Origin of the sequence: Pseudoxanthomonas sp. JBR18, from assembly GCF_028198165.1 — a bacterium.
Classification (GTDB): Bacteria; Pseudomonadota; Gammaproteobacteria; order Xanthomonadales; family Xanthomonadaceae; genus Pseudoxanthomonas_A.
Window position 1 is genome coordinate 276,706 of record NZ_CP116339.1, and the last position, 19,073, is coordinate 295,778.

The following is a 19,073-nucleotide window of genomic DNA, read 5'->3' on the forward strand; positions in this document are numbered from 1 at the left end:
TCGAGCTCGTACGTTCTGGGATGCCTGACCGGCATCCTCGCAACCGGGCTGGGCCGGCGCAACCGAGGCCGCTACCTAGCCGTCCGCCTGGTTGCGCCGCAGGGCCGCCGCGCGCTGTGCGGCCGCCATCGCCTCGGCCAGCATCTCGCCGGTGACCGGCTTGCGCAGGAACCCGTCGAAGCCGGCCTCGCGGGCCTGCACCTCGGCCTCGCCGTCGGCACGCGCGGTCACCGCCAGCAGGGGCGCGGCAAACCCCTGCGTGCGCAACTGTCGCGCCAGTCCCAGCCCATCCATGCCGGGCAGGTCCAGGTCCAGCAGGCCGATATCGAACTGCCCCACCACCACCTCGGTCAGTGCCGCCAGGCCATGGCCCACCGCCTTGACCGTGTGGCCGCGCGCCTGCAGCAGGCCGGTGATCACCTCGGCGATGGTGGCATCGTCCTCCACCAGCAGGACCGACAGGGCCTGGCCATCGACGGTGGGCCGGTCCTGCGCGGTCTCGGGCACACCGTGGCTGGCGGTCGGCAGTGGCAATTCAACCAAGAATCGCGTGCCCTGCCCCGGCACGCTCTCCACGCTGATCCGGCCGCCCATCGCGCCGGCCAGCTCCTGGCTGATCGCCAGGCCCAGCCCGCTGCCGCCGTAACGCGCCGAGGTCCGCGCCCCATCGGCCTGCTCGAAACGCTGGAACAGCCGCTGCACCTGGTCGGCGCCGATGCCCGGCCCGGTATCGCTGACCACCAGTCGCACGCCCTGGGCCCCGGCGCCCAGCGGCATGGCCTGCAAGCGGACCGATCCGTGTTCGGTGAACTTCACCGCATTGCCCAGCAGGTTGAGCAGGATCTGGCGGACCCGGCCCGGATCGCCGCGCACCGCGTCGGGCAGGTTGGACGCCACGACGCTGGAAAAGGCCAGGCCGCGTTTCTCGGCCATGGGCGCCACCAGGGCCACGACCCCGTCCAGCAGTTCGCGCAGGTCGAAATCCTGCTGGTCCAGCTCCAGCCGGCCGGCCTCGATCCTTGCCAGGTCCAGGGCGTCGTTGACCAGGCGCAGCAGGTGGGTGCCGGCGTCCTGGATCGAGCGGGTGTAGCGGTGCTGGCGCGCATCCAGCGGCGTGGACAGCAGCAGTTCGCTCATCCCCAGCACGCCGGTCATCGGCGTGCGCACCTCGTGCCCCAGCGTGGCCAGGAACCGGGTCTTGGCCTGCGAGGCCTGTTCGGCGACCGCGCGCTTGTGCTGGTCCAGTTGCCAGGCGTGGCGCCGGCGCAGGCGCAGGCGGTACAGCCACGCGGCCCAGGCCAGCAGCAGCACCGACAGCAGGGTCAATCCGGCCAGTCCCCACGGGCTGCGCCACCATGGCGGCAGCACCCGGAAGCGCAGCGTGCGCACGTCAGACCACACCCCGTCGCTGCTGCGCCCCTGCACGTCCAGCGTGTAACCCCCTGCCGGCAGACGCGAGAACAGACGCTCGCCCTGCGTGCCCACGTCCACCCAGCCCGGATCGTAGTCACTGAGACGGAACCGATAGTCCATGTCGTTGGAACTGGAGAAGGACAGCAGGCGCGCCACCACGTGCAGATCGCGATCCTCGCTGCGCAGCACCAGCGTCTGCTGGTGGGTCAGGTCCAGGCCCTCTTCACCGCGCCGCACCCCGACGAACTCCAGCTGCAGCGCGGGCTTGCGCGTGGAAGGCTTGAGCTGGGCCGGATCGAACAGTACCAGTCCGTCGGGCGTGGCCGCCGAGATCTGGCCACTGGTGGCCTGCACCAGGGTGCGCTCGCGCAGTTCCGGACTGGGCAGCCCGTCGCGCACGCCGTACTGGCGCACCTGTCCGTGGATCGGGTCGGTCCGCGCCAGGCCCCGGGCCGAACTGGTCCAGACGATCCCCTCTGCATCGACGACCATGCCGGTCGGGGCGATGGCGGGAAACTGCTGATCGGTGCCGATGACATGTTCACGGACCAGGCGATGGCCATCCCAGCCGGCGCGCAGCAACTGACCCATCTGCCCGATCCACAGCGTCCGCTGGCCGTGAAAGGCCAGCGAGAACACCGGCTCCCCGGCCAGGCCGGGGACGGCATGCACCTGCGCGCCGTCGGCATCGACCCGCATCACCCCCTTGTCGGTCCCCAGCCACAAGTGCGCCTGCGGGCCGCAGACCATGGACTGGACGAACCCGCCAAGCGGGAACGCCGCCGTGGTCGGTTTGAGCTGGTGCAGGACATGCCCTTCCAGGTCGCGTTGCTGAAGACCGCCCACCCGGTCGTACAACCACACGGTCCGGCCACAGGCGGCGGCCAGTTCCACGCGCCCGGGCATGGCCGGATCGAGGTCCTGCCCGGCGCTCCAGCGCTGCACGCCATGCGTCTGGGGGTCGTAACGCTGCAGTTGTCCGGGCATGGTGATCCACACCCGTCCACGCGCATCCACGGTCACGGTTTGCGGCCACTGCACCGGGTCGATCACCCGCAGGTGGTGCACGATCCGGCCGGTGCGGGGATCCAGCCAGTCCAGGGCGCCGCGGGTGCCGGCCAGCCATAGCCCGCCGTCGGCCGCCGGCGCGCTGGCCAGGACGTAAGGGTTGTACATCGTGTCCGGATCGTCGGCCTCGTTGGTGAGCACGGCGAACTGGCGCCAGCTGGCCGGCAGGTGCCACAGGTTGGCGTTGAGGCTGGCGAACCACAGACCGCCATCGCGGTCCTGGAAGCCGGTGACCCAGTTGGGCTTGACGATGCCATGCGCCGAGACGCTGTAGAGCGGCACGTTCTCGATCCGCCCATCCTTGAGCACGCCCAGGCCCGAGGCGGTGTCCAGCCAGTAGGTGCCTGCGCGGTCGTGCAGCAGGGTCTGCAGGACCGGCACCGAGGAGGTCGATGCCCAAGGCTGCTGCACGTAACGCCCGTCGGGCGTGCGCAATACCGCCCCGCGATCGGTGGCGATCCAGATCCGTCCATCGGGCTCGACACCGATGCGGTTGATGATCTGCGAGGGCAAGGCAGCGGCCGGAACCCGTTCGAAGTCGTGTCCGGTCCAGCGGGCCGCTCCGCCCTGCGTGCCGATCCACAGGCTGCCATCGGCGGCGACGGCCATGTGCACGACGTTGGGATCGGGCAGGCTACGCGCATCGCCCTTGACCGGCATGTAGCGCTCGAACCGCCCGTCGGGCGTGCGCCGGGTCAAGCCACCACCGGAGGTCCCGAACCACAGGCTGCCGTCGGGCGTAGCGGCGATGCACCAGATGGTGTTGCTGCCCAGGGCCGGCGTGTTGTCGCGATCGTGGAAAGTGAAGGCCTTGCGGGCCGAGTCCAGTTCGGCGATGCCCGCATTCTCGGTGCCGATCCACAGGCGGTTCCCGTCATCGACGTGCACCGCCCAGACCAGGTTGTCGCGCAGGCCATCCTCGAGCCGCCAGACGCGGAAGCCACGGCCGTCATAGCGGGCCAGGCCATCGTAGGTCGCCATCCACAGATAGCCCAGGCGATCCTCGGCAAAGGCATTGACGCGGCCGCTGGGCAGGCCGTCGGCCACACCGAGCTGCCGTGGTTGCGGGGTCAGCGGGACCACGGCGTGGGCCACGCCGGCCCAGGCCAGCATGGCCCACAGCACGATGATAATTGCCCGCATCCGGTCCTTTCCCCATGGCCTGCACACGCGTCCATCGCGCCCGGCCAAAGCCGGCCCGGCGCATGCGCGGGGCCCATCGTGCAAGCAAGCACGACCGCGTGGCAACCATGGGGGCTCGCGCGGCGCCATGACACGCCACGCAATGGCCTGTTGCGCACAGGCGCGGCACTCCGGCCGCGCCAGGTGTCTAGAATCCCCCCATGGACATTCCGCACCGCCCCGGGTTTTGCGCACGTCTCACCCTCTTGCTGGCCTGTGCGCTGGCCAGCAGTGCCGCCACGGCGGCCACCCAGACCTACGCACTCGACCCGGTTCACACCCGGGTGCTGTTCGCCATTTCCCACGCCGGTTTCTCGCAGGCGATGGGGACGGTCTCGGGCAGCACCGGCCTGGTGGAGTTCGATCCGGACGACTGGGCCTCGGCGCGCGTGGAGGTCAGCGTCCCTCTGGACCGCGTGGACCTGGGCGACGCGGCCTGGAACAAGGCGGTCCTGGCCGGCAATCTGCTGGATGCGGCCGACCATCCGCAGGCGCGCTTTGTCTCCACCCGGGTCGTCGCCCACGATGCGACCCACGCCGAGGTGCTCGGCGAGCTGACCCTGCATGGCGTCACCCGGCCGGTCACATTGATGGTGACCTTCAACCAGCTCAAGCGTCATCCGCTGCCGCCGTTCCGGCGCACCGCCGGCTTTTCCGCCACGGCCACCATCAGCCGCGCCGCATTCGGTATCACCGCCTGGAAGTCAGTCATCGGCGATACGGTGCAGTTGACCATCCAGGCAGAAGCCACGCGCACCCGCGAAGACTTCGACGATGCCGCACCGCCCTCCGACGCGTCCGCGTCCGCCACCACCGCTCCCTCCTCCCAGGATCCCGCCACACCATGACCCGACCCAACGCCCAGCGCTGGGGTGCGGTCAGCCAGACCCTGCACTGGCTGATCGTGCTGCTGATCACCGCCCTGGCCATCGTCGGTCTGACCATGGACGATCTACCCAAGACGCCGAAGTACTTCTGGGTGTTCACCGCGCACAAGTCGGTGGGCATCACGGTGCTGGTGCTGGTCGTGCTGCGCCTGGCCTGGCGCCTGTATGCCGGCGCGCCGCGGCCGGTCCCCGGCACCCCGGGCTGGCAGCACACGATCGCCTCGCTCACCCACGTGCTGCTGTACGTGCTGATGTTCGCCATGCCGCTGTCGGGGTGGATGTTCGACTCGGCCAGCGGGCTGCGGCCGTTCAAGTTCTTCGGCCTGTTCAACATGCCCAAGCTGGTCGCGCCCGACGATCAGCTGCGCCACCTCTCACACCAGGTGCACGAATGGGGGTTCTACGTTCTGCTGACCCTGGTCGTGCTGCATGCCGGCGCCGCCTTCTACCACCACCTGTTCCAGGGCGATGCCACGCTGGCGCGCATGCTGCCGCGCGGCTGGCTGCGCTCGGCCGACACTCCCACTCCGACCAAGGACTGACCCGATGTCCCGCACCCTGCTTCCCCCCGCTTTGACCGCCGCCGCGCTGGTCGCGGCCTTCGCCACCGCACCCGCCAAGGCGGCCGACTTCACCCAGGCCCCCGGCTCCACGCTGGTGTTCGCCACCAGTTACGACGGGGAGACCTTTACCGGCAAGTTCGGGGGGTTCGACACCAAGGTCAGCTTCGACCCGATGCGGCCGGATCTGGGCACGCTGGAGGTCACCATCCGCCTGGCCGGCACGGCCACCGGCAACAACGACCGCGACACCACCCTGGTCGGCGCGGACTTCTTCAACGTGGCCAAGTACGCGCAGGGCACCTACAGCGCCAAGGGCTTCAAGCCGCTGGGCGGCAACCGCTACAGCACCGACGGCACCCTGACCTTGCGTGGGGTCTCCAAGCCGGTGACCTTCACCTTCCTGTGGACCGGCGGTGCAACCCCCGTGCTCACCGGCAAGGCCACGGTCAAGCGTCTGGCCTTCGGTGTGGGCGATGGAGACTGGAAGGACACCGACACCCTGCCGGACGCGGTGGCGATCAGCACCAAGGTCCTGCTCAAGCCGGCCAACTGATCCGACCCGCCACGAATGTGATTGCGCGCCGGGCATTGCCGGAAGGCAGGGTGACTTCCGGTCCGCGCGAGGCCCATGGCCGGCGCGCGATGCTCGCCAGGCCAACCACGCAGGGACACCCACATGCATCTCCGCCACGCGCTCCTTCCTCTCGGTGCGGCTCTGCTGCTGTCAATGACAGGCACCAGCGGCGCGGCCACACCCGCCACCGCGCAGGACGCCCTGCGCCAGTACGTGCAGGCGGAGTCGAGCTTCGACCTGGAGGCCCTGCGCGCCGTGCTGGACCCGCACTTCGTCGAGACCAGTCCGCTTGGCCAGGTCGATGACCACGACGCGGTGCTGTCGTTCTACGCGCCGGACAAAAAGGTGGCGGCTCCACCCGTGGAGTTGACCGATCTGGTCGTCCACGACCATGGAGACACGGCCATCCTCACTGCACAGCTGCGCTATGCCGTCCCCGGGCATGCGATGACGCTCGCCCTGGGCGCCACCGCACAGCGCACGCCACAGGGCTGGCACCTGCTGTCGGCGCAATACACACCCGTCCGCGCGCAGCAACCTCCAAAGGCGCCCTGACCCAGCTCACTTCCGCAGGAAGGCCTGCACCAGGGCAACATCGAACGGCCAGTCCAGCTCGCGTCCATCCTCGGCATCGCGCAGGACCGGCACGCGCAGGCCATAGCGCGCCTCCAGCGCGGCGTCGGCATCGATGTAGCAGGTCTCGAAATCCGGCAGTCGCGCGGCAGCCAACACGTCCAAGGCCAGGTCGCACAGATGGCAGTCATCACGCTGGTAGAGCAGATAGGCAGGCATGGCGGTCACGGTCCAAACAGATGCCTGTGGTAACCCGACGCCCCCGGCGGCGTCGAGGCCCACCGCATCGCAGCCCGCCCTGAAGCCCCGCAGCTCACCCCTTAAAAATCGAAATTAATCTCGAAATTCGCGCCTACAATGGGGCTCACCCCGGAAAGACGCGGAGAAATTTCGATTTTATGGACATCGCCGTGCTCGGCACCCACGCCAGCCGCATCCACCAGCAGCTGCGCCACGACATCGTGCGCGGACAGCTCAAAGCCGCCTCCAAGCTGAAGCTGGTCGAGCTGCAGCAGCGCTACCGGATCGGCCTGGCGCCGCTGCGCGAGGCACTGTCGCGGTTGTGCGGCGAGCAGTTGGTGGTCAGCGCCGACCAGCGTGGATTCTGGGTGGCGGCGCTGTCGCTGCAGGAGCTGGACGATATCGCCAAGGTGCGCGTGCTGGTGGTCAACGAAGCCATGAACGACTCCATTGTCCATGGCGACGCGGCCTGGGAAGCCCAGGTCTCCGGCGCGCTGGCCGCGCTGGCCGAGATCGAACGCGACCTGTCCGGCAGCAGCACCCAGCCGCCGGGTGACGTGCTCGATGCGCTGGAAGCCCGCAACTTCGCCTTCCACCGCGCGTTGCTGGGCGCGTGCCGCTCGCCCTGGCTGCTGCGCCTGCAGGACATGTTCTATCACCAGGCCGAGCGCTACCGGTATGCGGCCCTGCCGCGCTCTCGCGACAAGCGCTTCTCCCTGGACGAACACATCGCCATCGCCGACGCCGCCCTGGCCCGCAACGTGATCAAGGCCTGCCGCCTGCACGACGAGCACATGGCGCGCACCCAGGCCAGCGTGCGCGCCGCGCTGGAACAACACCTGCAGCGCCAGGACGCGCCGCCGCAGGCGCGCGCTGGGCGCTGAACTTCTCCCTTTCCTCTTTTCGGATCGCACCGTGGCTGTCAGTACCTTCGACCTGTTCAAGATCGGCATCGGACCGAGTTCTTCCCACACCGTGGGCCCCATGCGCGCCGGGGCGCGCTTCGTCTCGCGCTGGCTGGCCCAGCCCGGCCGCATGGATGAAGTGGTCCGCGTGCGGGCCGAGGTGTTCGGCTCGCTGGCCCTGACCGGGCGCGGCCATGGCACCGACAAGGCGCTGCTGCTGGGCCTGGAAGGCCACCAACCCAACCTGGTCGACCCCGACCAGATTCCCGCCATCCTCGAGCGCATCAGCGAGCAGGGGCGGCTGATGCTGGGTGGCACCCACAGCATCGCCTTCGTCGACAAGCGCGATCTGGTCATGAACAAGCGCCAGAAGCTGCCCTTCCACACCAACGGCATGCGCTTCACCGCCTACAACGCGGCCGAGGAAGTGGTGGCCACGCGCGATTACTACTCGGTCGGGGGCGGGTTCGTGGTCAACCAGGACGAGGCGGCCGAGGACCGCATCGTCGCCGACGACACGCCGCTGCCCTACCCGTTCGCCAGCGGCGACGAGCTGATCGCGCGCAGCCGCGAGAGCGGCCTGTCCATCGCCCAGCTGATGTTCGAGAACGAGAAGTCCTGGCGCAGCGCCGAAGAGATCCACGCCGGCCTGCGCGAGATCTGGGAGGCGATGCAGGCCTGCCTGGCGCGCGGCATCCGCCAGGAAGGCTCCCTGCCCGGTGGCCTGCATGTCTCGCGCCGCGCCCCGGCCCTGCACCGCGAACTGTCGGCCAAGCCCGAGGCCGCCATGCGCGATCCGCTGACCACCCTGGACTGGGTCAACCTGTACGCCCTGGCGGTCAACGAGGAGAACGCCGCCGGCGGCCGCGTGGTCACCGCCCCCACCAATGGCGCGGCCGGCATCATCCCGGCGGTGCTGCACTACTACGACCGATTCTGCCCGGGCAGCAGCGAGCAGCGCATCTTCGATTTTCTGCTGACCGCCGCGGCGGTGGGCATTCTGTACAAGGAAAACGCCAGCATTTCCGGGGCCGAGGTCGGCTGCCAGGGCGAGGTCGGCGTGGCCTGTTCGATGGCCGCCGCCGGCCTGACCGCGGCGCTGGGCGGCAACACCAGCCAGATCGAGAACGCCGCCGAGATCGGCATGGAGCACAACCTGGGCCTGACCTGCGACCCGATCGGCGGGCTGGTGCAGATCCCGTGCATCGAGCGCAACGCGATGGGCGCGGTCAAGGCGATCAACGCCTCGCGCATGGCCATGCGCGGCGACGGCAAGCACAAGGTCTCGTTGGACAAGGTGATCCGCACCATGCGCGATACCGGCCGCGACATGCGCGACAAGTACAAGGAAACCAGCCGCGGCGGCCTGGCGGTAAACGTCATCGAGTGCTGACCCGGCCGGCGCGTCGCCTGCCGGTGCCCGCCTTCACGCCAACGCCCGGACTCGTCGTCACACCAAAAGCGTGACAGACGGCCTCCAATCGGCGACAAAGGCCGCTGCAGCAGCCGGGGAGGGCCGGCAGTTGGCGAAGCGGCGCCCCCTGGCTACAGCCGGGAGGCGCCAAGCCGCTAACCGTTGCAGGGGAGAGCGGCGCAATGGCAGGCCACACAGCGCGTGGATCGCAGGCGGATCGTCACCGGGCCAGGCCATGGGCCCGCGTCTGGCTGTGCGCGCTGGCGCTGCTGCTGTCGCAGCGCGCATTGGCGCTGGAGCCGGACAAGCGGTTCCAGGATTACGTGCGCAACAACTGGTCGGTCGAGCAGGGCTTGCCCCAGCTCAGCGTCACCGCCCTGGCCCAGGACAGCACCGGCTATCTGTGGATGGGGACCCAGGCCGGGTTGGCACGCTTCGACGGTAGCCGCTTCACCAGCTTCGACGGACGCGCCTGGCCGGGACTGGGCAGCGGCGATATCCGTGCGTTGCTACCGGGCGAGGACGGCGATCTTTGGGTCGGCACGGCCCAGGGGCTGGCGATGTACAGGCGTGGCGATTTCCGCCATTACGACCCGCTGCCGGCGGTGAGTGGCCCGTTCGAGGTCGCCGCGCTGGACAGCGACATGCTCGACCGCGTGCTGGTGGCCTCCAGCCAGGGCGTCTTCGTGGTCGAGCAGGATCACCTGGTCCGCGTCCCCCGGCTGGAAGCGGCGGCCACCGCGTTGCTGCAGCACGGCCCGACGTTATGGGTCGGCGGCGTGGGCGAGGTGCGCCAGCGCTATGCCAATGGCAGCGTGCGCACCCTGCTCCTGCCCGAAGAGGCCAGCGCCGCTTCGGTCCACGTGCTGATCCATGCGCAGGGCCGGCTGTGGGCGGGGACGAGTGTGGGGCTGTTCTTCCTCCAGGACGGGCGCTGGCAGCGCTACACGGACGATCCACTGCTACGGCGCGCGCCGATCGAGGCGATGCTGCTCGACCATGACGGCAACCTGTGGGTCGCCGCCGCCGACCACCTGCTGCGCCTGCGCGATGCCCGGGTCACGGAGCGGATCGACGGCACGCCCCAATTGGCCGCCCGTACCTTGCTGGAGGACCGCGAGCACAACCTGTGGCTGGGCACGTTGATTTCCGGAGTGACCCGGGTCTGGAACGGGGCCACGCGCCGCTATTCCACCCGCGATGGCCTCACCGACCCGCTGCTGTGGGCACTGGGCCGGGGCCACGACGGGCAGATCTGGGTCGGGACCAACGATGGGGTCTCGATCTTCGACCACGGCCGCTTTCAGACGGTCGTGAGCGGGCGCCAGCTGCCGCACCCGGCCGCGTACTCGCTGCTGGTGGAACCGCGCGAGGCCTGGATCGGGACGCGCTCGGGCGTGGCGGTGCTGCGCGACGGCCGGGTCCAGCACTCGCCGCTGCTTGCGCCGATGGGCGGAGCGCAGATCAACGGCATGGTGCGAGACCTGCGCGGTTGGCTCTGGTTCGCCACCTCCAACGGCCTGTTTCGCCTGCGCGATGGCGTGCTGACCCGCTACGGCGTCGAACAAGGCCTGGCCGATCCACGCGTGCGCGTGCTGCGCATCACCCGCGACGGACGCCTGCTGGTGGGCAGCTACAGTGGCCTGTATGCCTGGCAAGACGAACGCCTGCAGCCGCTGGGACTGGGTCAGGGGCTTGCACCCGACCTGCATGTCACCGCCATTCACGAGCTCGACGATGGCCGTCTGCTGCTCGGCAACCTCTCTCGCGAAACGCTGCTGCTGTTCGACGGCAAGCAATGGGTCGAACTGGACCAGCGTCGCGGCATTCCGGCCAATCCCATCTTCGCCATGGCCATCGACGCCCACGGCCAGCTCTGGGTGGGTGGCCTACGCGGGGTGTATCGCCTACCGCTGGCCGACCTGGCGCACGCCGCCGATTCCCACGGCACGCGGCTGCACGTCCAGCAGATGCTCAACGAGCGCGGCGACCGCCACGGCGGGCAGAAGGGGGATTGCTGCAACGGCGCGGGCAACGGCCGCGGCTTTCTCCAGGACGGCGCCTTCTGGCTCCCCACGCGCGATGGCCTGGTGGCGCTGGATACCGAATCGGACCACGGCAACCCCGTCCCCCCTACCCCACGCGTGGAACGCGTCCAGATCCAGGGCCAGTGGCGCGACGTGGAAGCCGGCGGAAGCTGGACGCTGCCGGCCCAGGCGCGCGACCTGCGCTTCGAATTCACCGCGCTGAGTTTCCAGGCGCCGGAGCACACTGACATCCGCTACCGCCTGCGCGGCTACGACGCGCGGTGGATGAGCCTGGAAAACATCGACCAACGCAGCGTCAACTACACCAACCTGCCGCCGGGCCATTACACCTTCGAGGTGCTGGGAGTGAACAACACCGGCGTGGAGAGCCCGGAGCCGGCGCGGCTCGCCTTCCGGATCCGCCCCTTCTTCTACGAGCAATGGTGGTTCCGCCTGACGGCGGCCCTGGCGATCCTCTCGGTCCTGCTGCTGGTCTACGGCTGGCTGTCGCGCCGCCACGCACGCCAGCGCGCCGCGCTGGAGCTGTTGGTGCAGGCGCGCACGCGCGACCTGCGCGATGCCAATGCGCGACTCGAGGCGCTGAGCGTCACCGATCCGCTGACCGGACTGCACAACCGGCGTTACCTGGGGCGCCAGATTCCGCTGGACCTGGCGTTCTATGCGCGCAACGTCGGCATGGACGTCCAGCACGATGCGGTGTTCTTCGGGCTGCTGGACGTGGATCACTTCAAGCAGGTCAACGACGTCCACGGGCACGAGGCTGGCGACCGGGTTCTGCAGCAGTTGGCCCAGTGCCTGCGCGACCTGACCCGCAAGGGCGACTATGTGGTGCGCTGGGGCGGGGAGGAGTTCCTGCTGGTGTTCCGGCCGATGCCGCGGGCGCAGTTGGCCACGCTGGGCCAGCGCGTGTGCCAGGTCATCGCCGGGCATCGCTTCGACATCGGCGGCGGCGGGGCGCTGCCCATCACCGTCTCGCTGGGCCTGATGGAATACCCCCCTTTCCCGAACGCGCCGGAGTTGCTGGGCTGGGAGCAGATGGTCGCCCTGGCGGACCGCGCGCTGTACGAAGTCAAGCGCAATGGCCGAAATGGATGGGCCGCCTACCGCGCAGCGCCGCAGGCCACCGTCCCGGCGAACGCGCGCGACGGGCAGGTCGACGCTTTGCTCGACAGCGGCCAGCTGCAGTTGGTCGGCTCCATCGTGGCTGAAGACGATTAGGCGCGTGTCGCGGCGCAGCGTGTAACCGCTTCCAGCGATGACTAGGGTAAGGGTCCGCCTCGGCGCGGCGCGCGCGCCGCGCACCGAACGACACGGAGTCGCCATGCCTGCACGCTTCAACCGCCGCACCGCTCTTCAACTGCTCGGCGCAGGGACCTCGCTGCCCTTGGCCATGCGCCTGGCCGCCAGTGTGCCCACCAATGACGCGCCCCCACGCAAGGCGCCCAAAGGGGCGCCGAACATCGTGTTCATCATGACCGACGATCAGGCCCAGGACGCCCTGAGCCTGTACGGCAACCCCATTCTGAAGACGCCGAACATGGACCGCATTGGCGCCGAAGGACTGCGCTTTGACAGGGCGTTCGTCACCACTTCGGTGTGCGCGCCCAGTCGTGCTTCCTACCTGACCGGACTGTATGCCCACAGCCACGGGGTCACCAGCAATGGCGAGGAGCCGGGCTGGTACGAGCAGATGGGCCTGCGCCACGACCAGATCACCTATCCGATGCTGCTGCGCCAGGCCGGCTACCACACCGCGGTAGTCGGCAAGTGGCACATCAAGTCGATGCCGACCGGCTTCGATCACTGGGCCATTCTCAAGGGCCAGGGCAGCTACTTCGACCCGCAATTCATCGTCAACGGCGCGCCGGTGCATTTCCGCGGGCATACCGACGATGTCATCGGCGACCAGGCCATGGCCTACCTGGAGCAGCGGCCGACCGACCAGCCGTTCTGCCTGTGCTACCAGTTCAAGGCCCCGCACGGGCCATGGGAGCCGGACCCGCGCTTCTATGAGGCGTTCAAGGACGTGCAGATGCCAATCCCGCCGGGCTTCGGCCAACCGCAGCCCGAAGGCGCGCCAGAGGCATTTTCCAAGACCACCCAGCAAGTGATCCACCACATGCAGGACCTCTTCCACAAGGCCGAGCGCCGGCCGCCACAGGTGGACGAACACCTGCCTCGCCCGGAGCGCGACTATGCCGTGCTGCAGGCCTTCTTGCGCAACTACTACCGGGTGTTGCTGGGCGTGGACGAGAATGTCGGCCGGGTGCTGGATTACCTGGATGCGCACGGTCTGGCCGAGAACACCATCGTCATCTACACCTCGGACAACGGCATGTTTCTGGGCGAGCACGGCTTCTACGACAAGCGCATGATGCTCGAGCCCGCGCTGCGCGTACCGATGCTGGTGCGCTGGCCGGCGAAGATCCCAGCCGGCCAGGTCAACGACACCGACATGGTCCTCAACATCGACCTGGCCCCCACCCTGCTGGACATGGCTGGCCTCACCCCGCCCGACTGGATGCAGGGCCATAGCTGGAAGCCCATCGCCCTGGACCATGACGCTGCCGGCTGGCGCAAAGACTTCCTCTACGAATGGTTTGAATACCCGGCGGTGCACTGCGCGCGTAAGCACCGCGGCGTGCGCACCCAGCGCTGGAAGCTGATCCACTTCTGGGAGTCGCCGCAGGAATGGGCGCTCTACGACCTGCGCGACGATCCGGGCGAGATCCACAATGTCGTCGACGAGCCACACAACGCGCAGATCGTCACCACGCTCAAACAGCGCATCACCACCCTGCGCGCGCAGACCGGCGATGTCGACCCGCCGGGCTACGTGCCGCCCCTCCGCGTGACCGGCAAGTGTCCGGCCTGAACGGCGCCACGCGCGCGGATGGCTGCGCCTGGCATCGCCGATGATGGACATGTGACCGGCTACGGACGCCCGGCCTCTTATCCTGTCGGCCCGCCCCCACGGACCCGCACGATGCGCAATATGCTCCTGGCCCTCGCCCTGGCCACCGCGTCCCTGCCCACACTGGCCCAGCAGCAACCGGTGTATGGCGCGCGCCTGGAAGGCTTCGACTACCCCTATCCGGTCAAATTGTTCAAGTTCCAGGCCCAGCGGCAGCCGCTGGAGATGGCCTACATGGACATCGCCCCGACCGGCCCGGCCAATGGCCGCACCGCCGTGCTGCTGCACGGCAAGAACTTCTGCGCGGCCACATGGGAGCCGAACATCGGCGCGCTGAGCCGGGCCGGCTATCGAGTGATCGCGGTGGACCAGGTCGGCTTCTGCAAGTCGTCCAAGCCACGCCACTACCAGTTCTCGCTGTCGGGTCTGGCCGACAACACCCACGCCTTGCTGGAAAGCCTGGGCATCGACCACCCCGTGGTGATCGGGCATTCGATGGGTGGCATGCTAGCCATTCGCTATGCGCTGATGTTCCCGCGGGACGTCAGCCACCTGGCCCTGGTCGATCCGATCGGCCTGGAGGACTGGAAGGCCGTCGGCGTGCCCTACCAAAGCGTGGACCAGTGGTATGCCGGCACCCTCAAGACCGATTACGAAAGCACCAAGAAGTACCAGATGGACGTGTATTACGCGGGCACCTGGACGCCGGCATACGAGCGCTGGGCCCGCATGCAGGCCGGGATGTACGCCGGCGACGGCAAGGACATCAATGCCTGGGACCAGGCCCTGACCTACGACATGGTCTACAACCAGCCCGTCGTCTATGAGCTGTCGGACATCAAGGTGCTCACCACGCTATTCATCGGGCTGAAGGACCGCACTGCGGTCGGCAAGGGCAAGGCGCCGCCGGAGATCCGCGCCACCCTGGGCAACTATCCGGTCCTGGGTAAGCGCGCCGCCGGGGCGATCCCGGGGGCGACACTGGTGGAATTCGCCGACCTGGGCCATTCGCCGCAGGTGGCCGACCCGGCGCGCTTCAATGCCGCATTGCTCAAGGCGCTGGGACAGCCATGATCGGCATGGCCTGTCCCTCGTTGCCCACGCGTTGGTAGACACGCATCCGTGCGCAGGGACGCCGGGACGACGAGAATGCAGATCCTAAGACTTCGTCACATTTTCCCGCCAGAAGCTGGCACGCACCGTGCGGCAGGGGTTGGCATGCGACAGCGCCAACACCAGGGGAAACAGGCCATGCAAGCCGACGTCGTCACCGCAAACTGCTTCTGTTGTGACCAAAAACTGTACTTCCGGCCAGATTCTGACCATGGCCATGTGATCGAACGCTATGGCGTGCTGGTCTGCACGCCCTGTTACGAGCGCAACGCCGATGGATGGCACAGCACGCTTGAAGAGCGCCTGCTGGGCCAGCTGCGCCACAGCCGGGTCAAGCTTCCACAGCGCAATGCCCAAGGCCTGTTGCCGCGCGACTGACTGCGCCGCTGCCGCTATGCGGTGACGTCCTTGGACATAGTCGGACCGCGCCTGCCGTTACGCCCACGCCTTGACGGCGGGCCGGCATGGGGACCGATTGAAGTCCTTCAGGCCGCCTTGGCCGCATAGTCCCGCAAGGATCCGCTGGCCTCGCCCACTGTGTTTCCCGGGCGCGTGTCGAATCGGCCGCCACCGTCCTGGTGTTCTGCGTAACTCAGCTGCCGACGGCGGCCGAATTGCTGGGCCGGGACACGTTGCCGCCGCTCCTCGAACATCAAATCGAAATCACCGCGCAGGCATGCCCGGCGCAATGCGACGCATTGGGGCAGGTCGTGCCAGGTCGCCCAGCTGACGGCCCACCGGCGTCCCTGCCGCCGGCGCGGTGCAAGCTCCTCGCGATCCGGGAGCCGCGCGTTGCCTCAGGCTGCGCGAGCGCGCGCGAGCGGCAGCAGCGCCAGCACGTCGTCCAGCAGCGCCGCGGCGGTGACCTCGGCGCCGGCGCCCGGGCCCTGGATCAGCAGCGGCTGCTGCGCGTAGCGATCGCTGTGGATCGCCACGCGGTTGTCGCTGCCCGCCCCGCCACACAGGGCGTGGCCCGCCGGCAAGGCCTGCAGCGACACGCTCGCGCCGCGCGCATCGAAGCGCCCGACGAAGCGCAGCTGCGCGCCGCGTGCCTGGGCCTTGACCAGATGCGAATGCAGCGGCGCATCCAACGTGTCCAGCAGCGCCTCGACCTGTGCGCCGGAGGCGTTGGCCAGGACCGGGGGGAGCAGCGATTCGACCCGCACCTCGCCGGCCTGCAGCGGCAGGCCCGCCGCGCGCGCCAGGATCAACAGCTTGCGACGCACGTCCTCGCCGGACAGGTCGATGCGCGGATCCGGCTCGGTGAAGCCAGCCTCGCGCGCCTGACGCACGCAGGCCGAGAACGGCACGCTGCCGTCGAAGGTGTGGAACAGAAAGGCCAGCGAGCCCGACAGCACGCCTTCGACCGAGGTGATCGCATCGCCGCCGTCGACCAGCGCACGCAGGCTGCGCAGTAGCGGCAGCCCGGCGCCGACGGTGGCGCTGTCGCCGTAGACCGCCGCGCCCGCGCGCGCGGCCTCGGTGATCGCCTGTGCGCGGGTGAGGTCCGCACCCCGGCCCAGCTTGTTGGCCGTCACCACGTGCACGCCACGGCCCAGCCATTCGGCGTGGCGCAGGGCGATGGCGTCGCTGGCGGTGGCGTCGATGACGATGTCGCCGGCGTCCAGCGCATCGGCTTCGGCCCACGGCGGCACGATGCGCGTATTGGCCGGCGCGGTACGCAACTGCGTCAGCCCGGCGTGCAGATCCGCCTCGCCGTCGATGACGGCGCGTGAGTTGGCGATCCACGCGAACGCCGGCAACGGCGTGCCGCGCGCCAGCAGGCGCTGATAGCGGGCCACCAGTGCGCCACCGACGACGCCGGTGCCCAGCAGGGCCAGGCGTGGCGCACGGTGGGTTCCGAGCCGGACGACCGCGCTCATGCGTCGGCCAGTTTCCGTGCGCCCTGGGCGGCGGCCACGGCCTGTGCGCGGGCCAGTCCGGCCTGCAGGTCGGCCACCAGGTCCTCGGACAGTTCGATCCCCACCGACAGCCGCAGCAGGCCGTCGGAGATGCCAGCCTTGGCGCGCGCCTCCGGGGTCATCGCCGCGTGGGTCATCGTGGCAGGATGCGCGACCAGGCTCTCCACGCCGCCCAGCGACTCGGCCAGGGTGAAGTAGCGCAGGCCGTCGACGAAGGCGCGTACGGCGGCCTCACCGCCGTCCAGCTCGAAGGAGATCATCGCGCCGAAGCCCTTCTGCTGGCGCGCGGCGACCGCATGGCCCGGGTGCGAGGCCAGCCCCGGGTAGTAGACCTGGGTGACCGCGGCATGGCCGTCGAGCGCCTCGACAATGGCCTGGGCGTTTTCCTGGTGCACGCGCAGGCGCGCGTCCAGGGTGCGCAAACCGCGCAAGGTCAGGAAAGCGTCGAACGGCGAGCCGGTCAGGCCCAGCGCGTTGGCCCACCACACCAGCTGCTGGTGCAGCTCGGCATCGCGCGCGATCACCGCACCGCCGACCACGTCGCTGTGTCCGTTGACGTACTTGGTGGTCGAATGCAGGACCAGGTCGGCACCGAACTCGATCGGCCGCTGCAGCGCCGGCGACAGGAAGGTGTTGTCCACGACCACCTTGGCGCCGGCCTTGTGCGCCGCCTCAATCACAAAGCGCAGGTCGGTGATGCGCAGCAGCGGGTTGGACGGGGTCTCAATCAGCACCAGCCGGGGCGACTGCGCCAGCGCCTCGCCCAGCGAGACCGGGTTGGTCAGGTCGGCGGTGATCAGTTCGAAGTGGCCCTTGGTCGCCAGCGCGTTAAACAGGCGCCAGCTGCCGCCGTACGCATCGTGCGGCACCACCAGCTTGTCGCCCGGCTGCAGCAACGCGTTGAGCACCAGGTTGATCGCGCCCATGCCGGTGGCGGTGATCACCCCGCCCGCGCCGCCTTCCAGTTCGGCCAGCGCCTCGCCCAGCAGGTCGCGCGTGGGGTTGCCGCTGCGGGTGTAATCGTACTGGCGCTTGTTGCCGAAGCCGTCGAAGGAGAAATTGGACGACAGCACGATCGGCGGGGTCACCGCCCCGTAGGCGGTGTCGCGGTCGATCCCCGCGCGCACGGCGGCGGTGGCGGCGCTGCAGGGAATGGCGTTGTCGGCGGAATGGCTCATGGGGTGTCTCCGGTGGGGCGCAGGGCGGTGGCGAGGATCGCGTCGATGCGGTCGGTTTCTTTCAGGAAGGCGTCGTGGCCATAGGGCGAGCGCAGCACGCGCAGGTGGCCGTTGGGCCCCAGGCCCTCGACCAGGGTGACCAGGTCGGCCAGCGGCACCAGGCGGTCGCCTTCGACGGCGACCACGGTGGTGGGCACGGCGATGGTGGCCGGGTCGATGCGGTGCAGGTCGATGGATTCGGACAGGCGCAGGAAGGCGTTGACCGGGGTGCGCGCGACGTATTGCGCGCCGGCGGCATCCAGGTAGTCCTCGGCGGCCACGCGCACGCGGCCGTTGATGACCTCCGGCGCGGCGTCGAAGCGCTCGCCGAATTCTTCCGGGGTGCGGTAGCTGAGCATGGCGAACTGGCGCGCCAGCGACAGGCCCTGCTGGTCGGCGCACTGCATCTGGCCCAGCGCCACGGCATGGCGCTGCAGCGCGCGCCAGGCCGAGGCGAACGGATGCGGCCGGTGGGCACCGCTGACGGCCACCAGGCGCTCGACCCGCCGCGGATGCCGCGCAGCCAGGTGCTGGCCGACCAGCGCGCCGTAGGAATAGCCGACGAAGGCGCGCAGCGCCGGAATCTCCAGCGCGTCGAGCAGGGTGGCGATGGCGTCGGCCTGGTCGGCCGGGTCGATCGGCGCATCGAGCTGGCCGTCGGCACCGAGGAAATCGAAGGACAGGATGCGCACGCGCGCCGGATCCAGCGTGCGCCCGGCACGGACCAGGTCGTTGGCCCAGCCGTTTTCGGGGAACTGCGCGCTGGCCGCGACATGGCGGTGCGCGGAGATACCACCGGCCACGAACACCACCGGCGCCTCGGCCGGGCCTTGCAGTTCGTAGCGCAGGGTCAGCGTACGCGCGCCGGCATGGCGCATGGCCAGGGCCACCGACAGCTCGCCGCGGATCGCGGGCGCAGCGGCGGCCGACGTACAGCACGCGTCGACTTCGGTGGTTTCGTTGGAATGGGCGGCGACTGTGTTCACGAGGCTCATGGCGGATCCGGGAGGAACGGCCATCGAGCTTTCGCGGGGAAGCTC

The 19,073-nt window shown here is 69.3% G+C and carries 15 protein-coding genes; 10 read left to right on the forward strand and 5 right to left on the reverse strand.

Annotation, left to right across the window (positions count from 1 at the left end):
• Positions 1-75: 75 nt before the first annotated feature.
• Entirely contained in the window at positions 76-3,624 is a 3,549-nt protein-coding gene (locus tag PJ250_RS01480; protein ID WP_271646792.1) for a sensor histidine kinase, read from the reverse strand.
• A gap of 200 nt (positions 3,625-3,824) precedes the next feature.
• On the opposite strand from PJ250_RS01480, the gene PJ250_RS01485 reads away from it, so the two are divergent.
• The 4 genes from PJ250_RS01485 to PJ250_RS01500 all read left to right on the forward strand — a co-directional run bounded on the left by PJ250_RS01485 (position 3,825) and on the right by PJ250_RS01500 (position 6,242).
• Complete coding sequence (locus PJ250_RS01485; RefSeq protein ID WP_271646793.1) at positions 3,825-4,511, forward strand: YceI family protein; 687 nt, start codon at positions 3,825-3,827, stop codon at positions 4,509-4,511.
• Positions 4,508-5,092, forward strand: coding sequence for a cytochrome b (locus PJ250_RS01490; protein WP_271646794.1), 585 nt, complete (start codon positions 4,508-4,510; stop codon positions 5,090-5,092). Before PJ250_RS01485 ends, PJ250_RS01490 begins: the two co-directional genes overlap by 4 nt.
• A 4-nt stretch (positions 5,093-5,096) precedes the next feature.
• Entirely contained in the window at positions 5,097-5,666 is a 570-nt protein-coding gene (locus PJ250_RS01495) for a YceI family protein (RefSeq protein ID WP_271646795.1), read from the forward strand.
• Between the two features lie 174 nt (positions 5,667-5,840).
• Entirely contained in the window at positions 5,841-6,242 is a 402-nt protein-coding gene (locus PJ250_RS01500) for a nuclear transport factor 2 family protein (protein ID WP_271646796.1), read from the forward strand.
• Positions 6,243-6,248: 6 nt separating this feature from the next.
• Here PJ250_RS01500 and PJ250_RS01505 read toward each other — a convergent pair whose 3' ends face one another.
• Positions 6,249-6,479, reverse strand: a complete 231-nt coding sequence (locus tag PJ250_RS01505; protein ID WP_271648483.1) for a glutaredoxin family protein — start codon at positions 6,477-6,479, stop codon at positions 6,249-6,251.
• Between the two features lie 179 nt (positions 6,480-6,658).
• Here PJ250_RS01505 and PJ250_RS01510 point away from each other — a divergent pair, with 179 nt between their 5' ends.
• The 6 genes from PJ250_RS01510 (at position 6,659) to PJ250_RS01535 (ending at position 15,272) form a co-directional block, all read left to right on the forward strand.
• Positions 6,659-7,384 carry a GntR family transcriptional regulator gene (locus PJ250_RS01510; RefSeq protein WP_271646797.1) on the forward strand — a complete coding sequence of 242 codons (726 nt, stop codon included), beginning with the start codon at positions 6,659-6,661 and terminating at the stop codon, positions 7,382-7,384.
• A 31-nt stretch (positions 7,385-7,415) separates the two neighbouring features.
• The gene (locus PJ250_RS01515) at positions 7,416-8,798 is read left to right on the forward strand and encodes an L-serine ammonia-lyase (protein ID WP_271646798.1); all 1,383 of its coding nucleotides are present in this window, start codon (positions 7,416-7,418) and stop codon (positions 8,796-8,798) included.
• 203 nt (positions 8,799-9,001) lie between these two features.
• Entirely contained in the window at positions 9,002-12,085 is a 3,084-nt protein-coding gene (locus tag PJ250_RS01520) for a ligand-binding sensor domain-containing diguanylate cyclase (protein ID WP_271646799.1), read from the forward strand.
• 103 nt (positions 12,086-12,188) lie between these two features.
• Complete coding sequence (locus tag PJ250_RS01525; RefSeq protein WP_271646800.1) at positions 12,189-13,742, forward strand: sulfatase family protein; 1,554 nt, start codon at positions 12,189-12,191, stop codon at positions 13,740-13,742.
• Positions 13,743-13,853: 111 nt separating this feature from the next.
• On the forward strand, positions 13,854-14,855 hold the full coding sequence (locus tag PJ250_RS01530; protein ID WP_271646801.1) for an alpha/beta fold hydrolase: 1,002 nt from the start codon (positions 13,854-13,856) through the stop codon (positions 14,853-14,855).
• A gap of 177 nt (positions 14,856-15,032) precedes the next feature.
• A complete protein-coding gene (locus PJ250_RS01535; protein ID WP_271646802.1) occupies positions 15,033-15,272 on the forward strand; it encodes a hypothetical protein in 240 nt (79 codons plus the stop codon).
• 419 nt (positions 15,273-15,691) lie between these two features.
• Here the strand turns inward: PJ250_RS01535 and PJ250_RS01540 are convergent, their stop codons facing one another.
• The 3 genes from PJ250_RS01540 to PJ250_RS01550 are packed head-to-tail and all read right to left on the reverse strand — an operon-like array spanning position 15,692 to position 19,028.
• Positions 15,692-16,777, reverse strand: a complete 1,086-nt coding sequence (locus tag PJ250_RS01540) for a homoserine dehydrogenase (protein WP_271646803.1) — start codon at positions 16,775-16,777, stop codon at positions 15,692-15,694.
• Positions 16,774-17,994, reverse strand: coding sequence for an O-succinylhomoserine (thiol)-lyase (locus PJ250_RS01545; RefSeq protein ID WP_271646804.1), 1,221 nt, complete (start codon positions 17,992-17,994; stop codon positions 16,774-16,776). Before PJ250_RS01545 ends, PJ250_RS01540 begins: the two co-directional genes overlap by 4 nt.
• Positions 17,991-19,028: a homoserine O-succinyltransferase MetX gene (locus PJ250_RS01550; protein WP_271646805.1), complete on the reverse strand. Its 1,038-nt coding sequence runs from the start codon at positions 19,026-19,028 to the stop codon at positions 17,991-17,993. The genes PJ250_RS01545 and PJ250_RS01550 overlap by 4 nt, the downstream gene beginning before the upstream one ends.
• Positions 19,029-19,073: the final 45 nt, after the last annotated feature.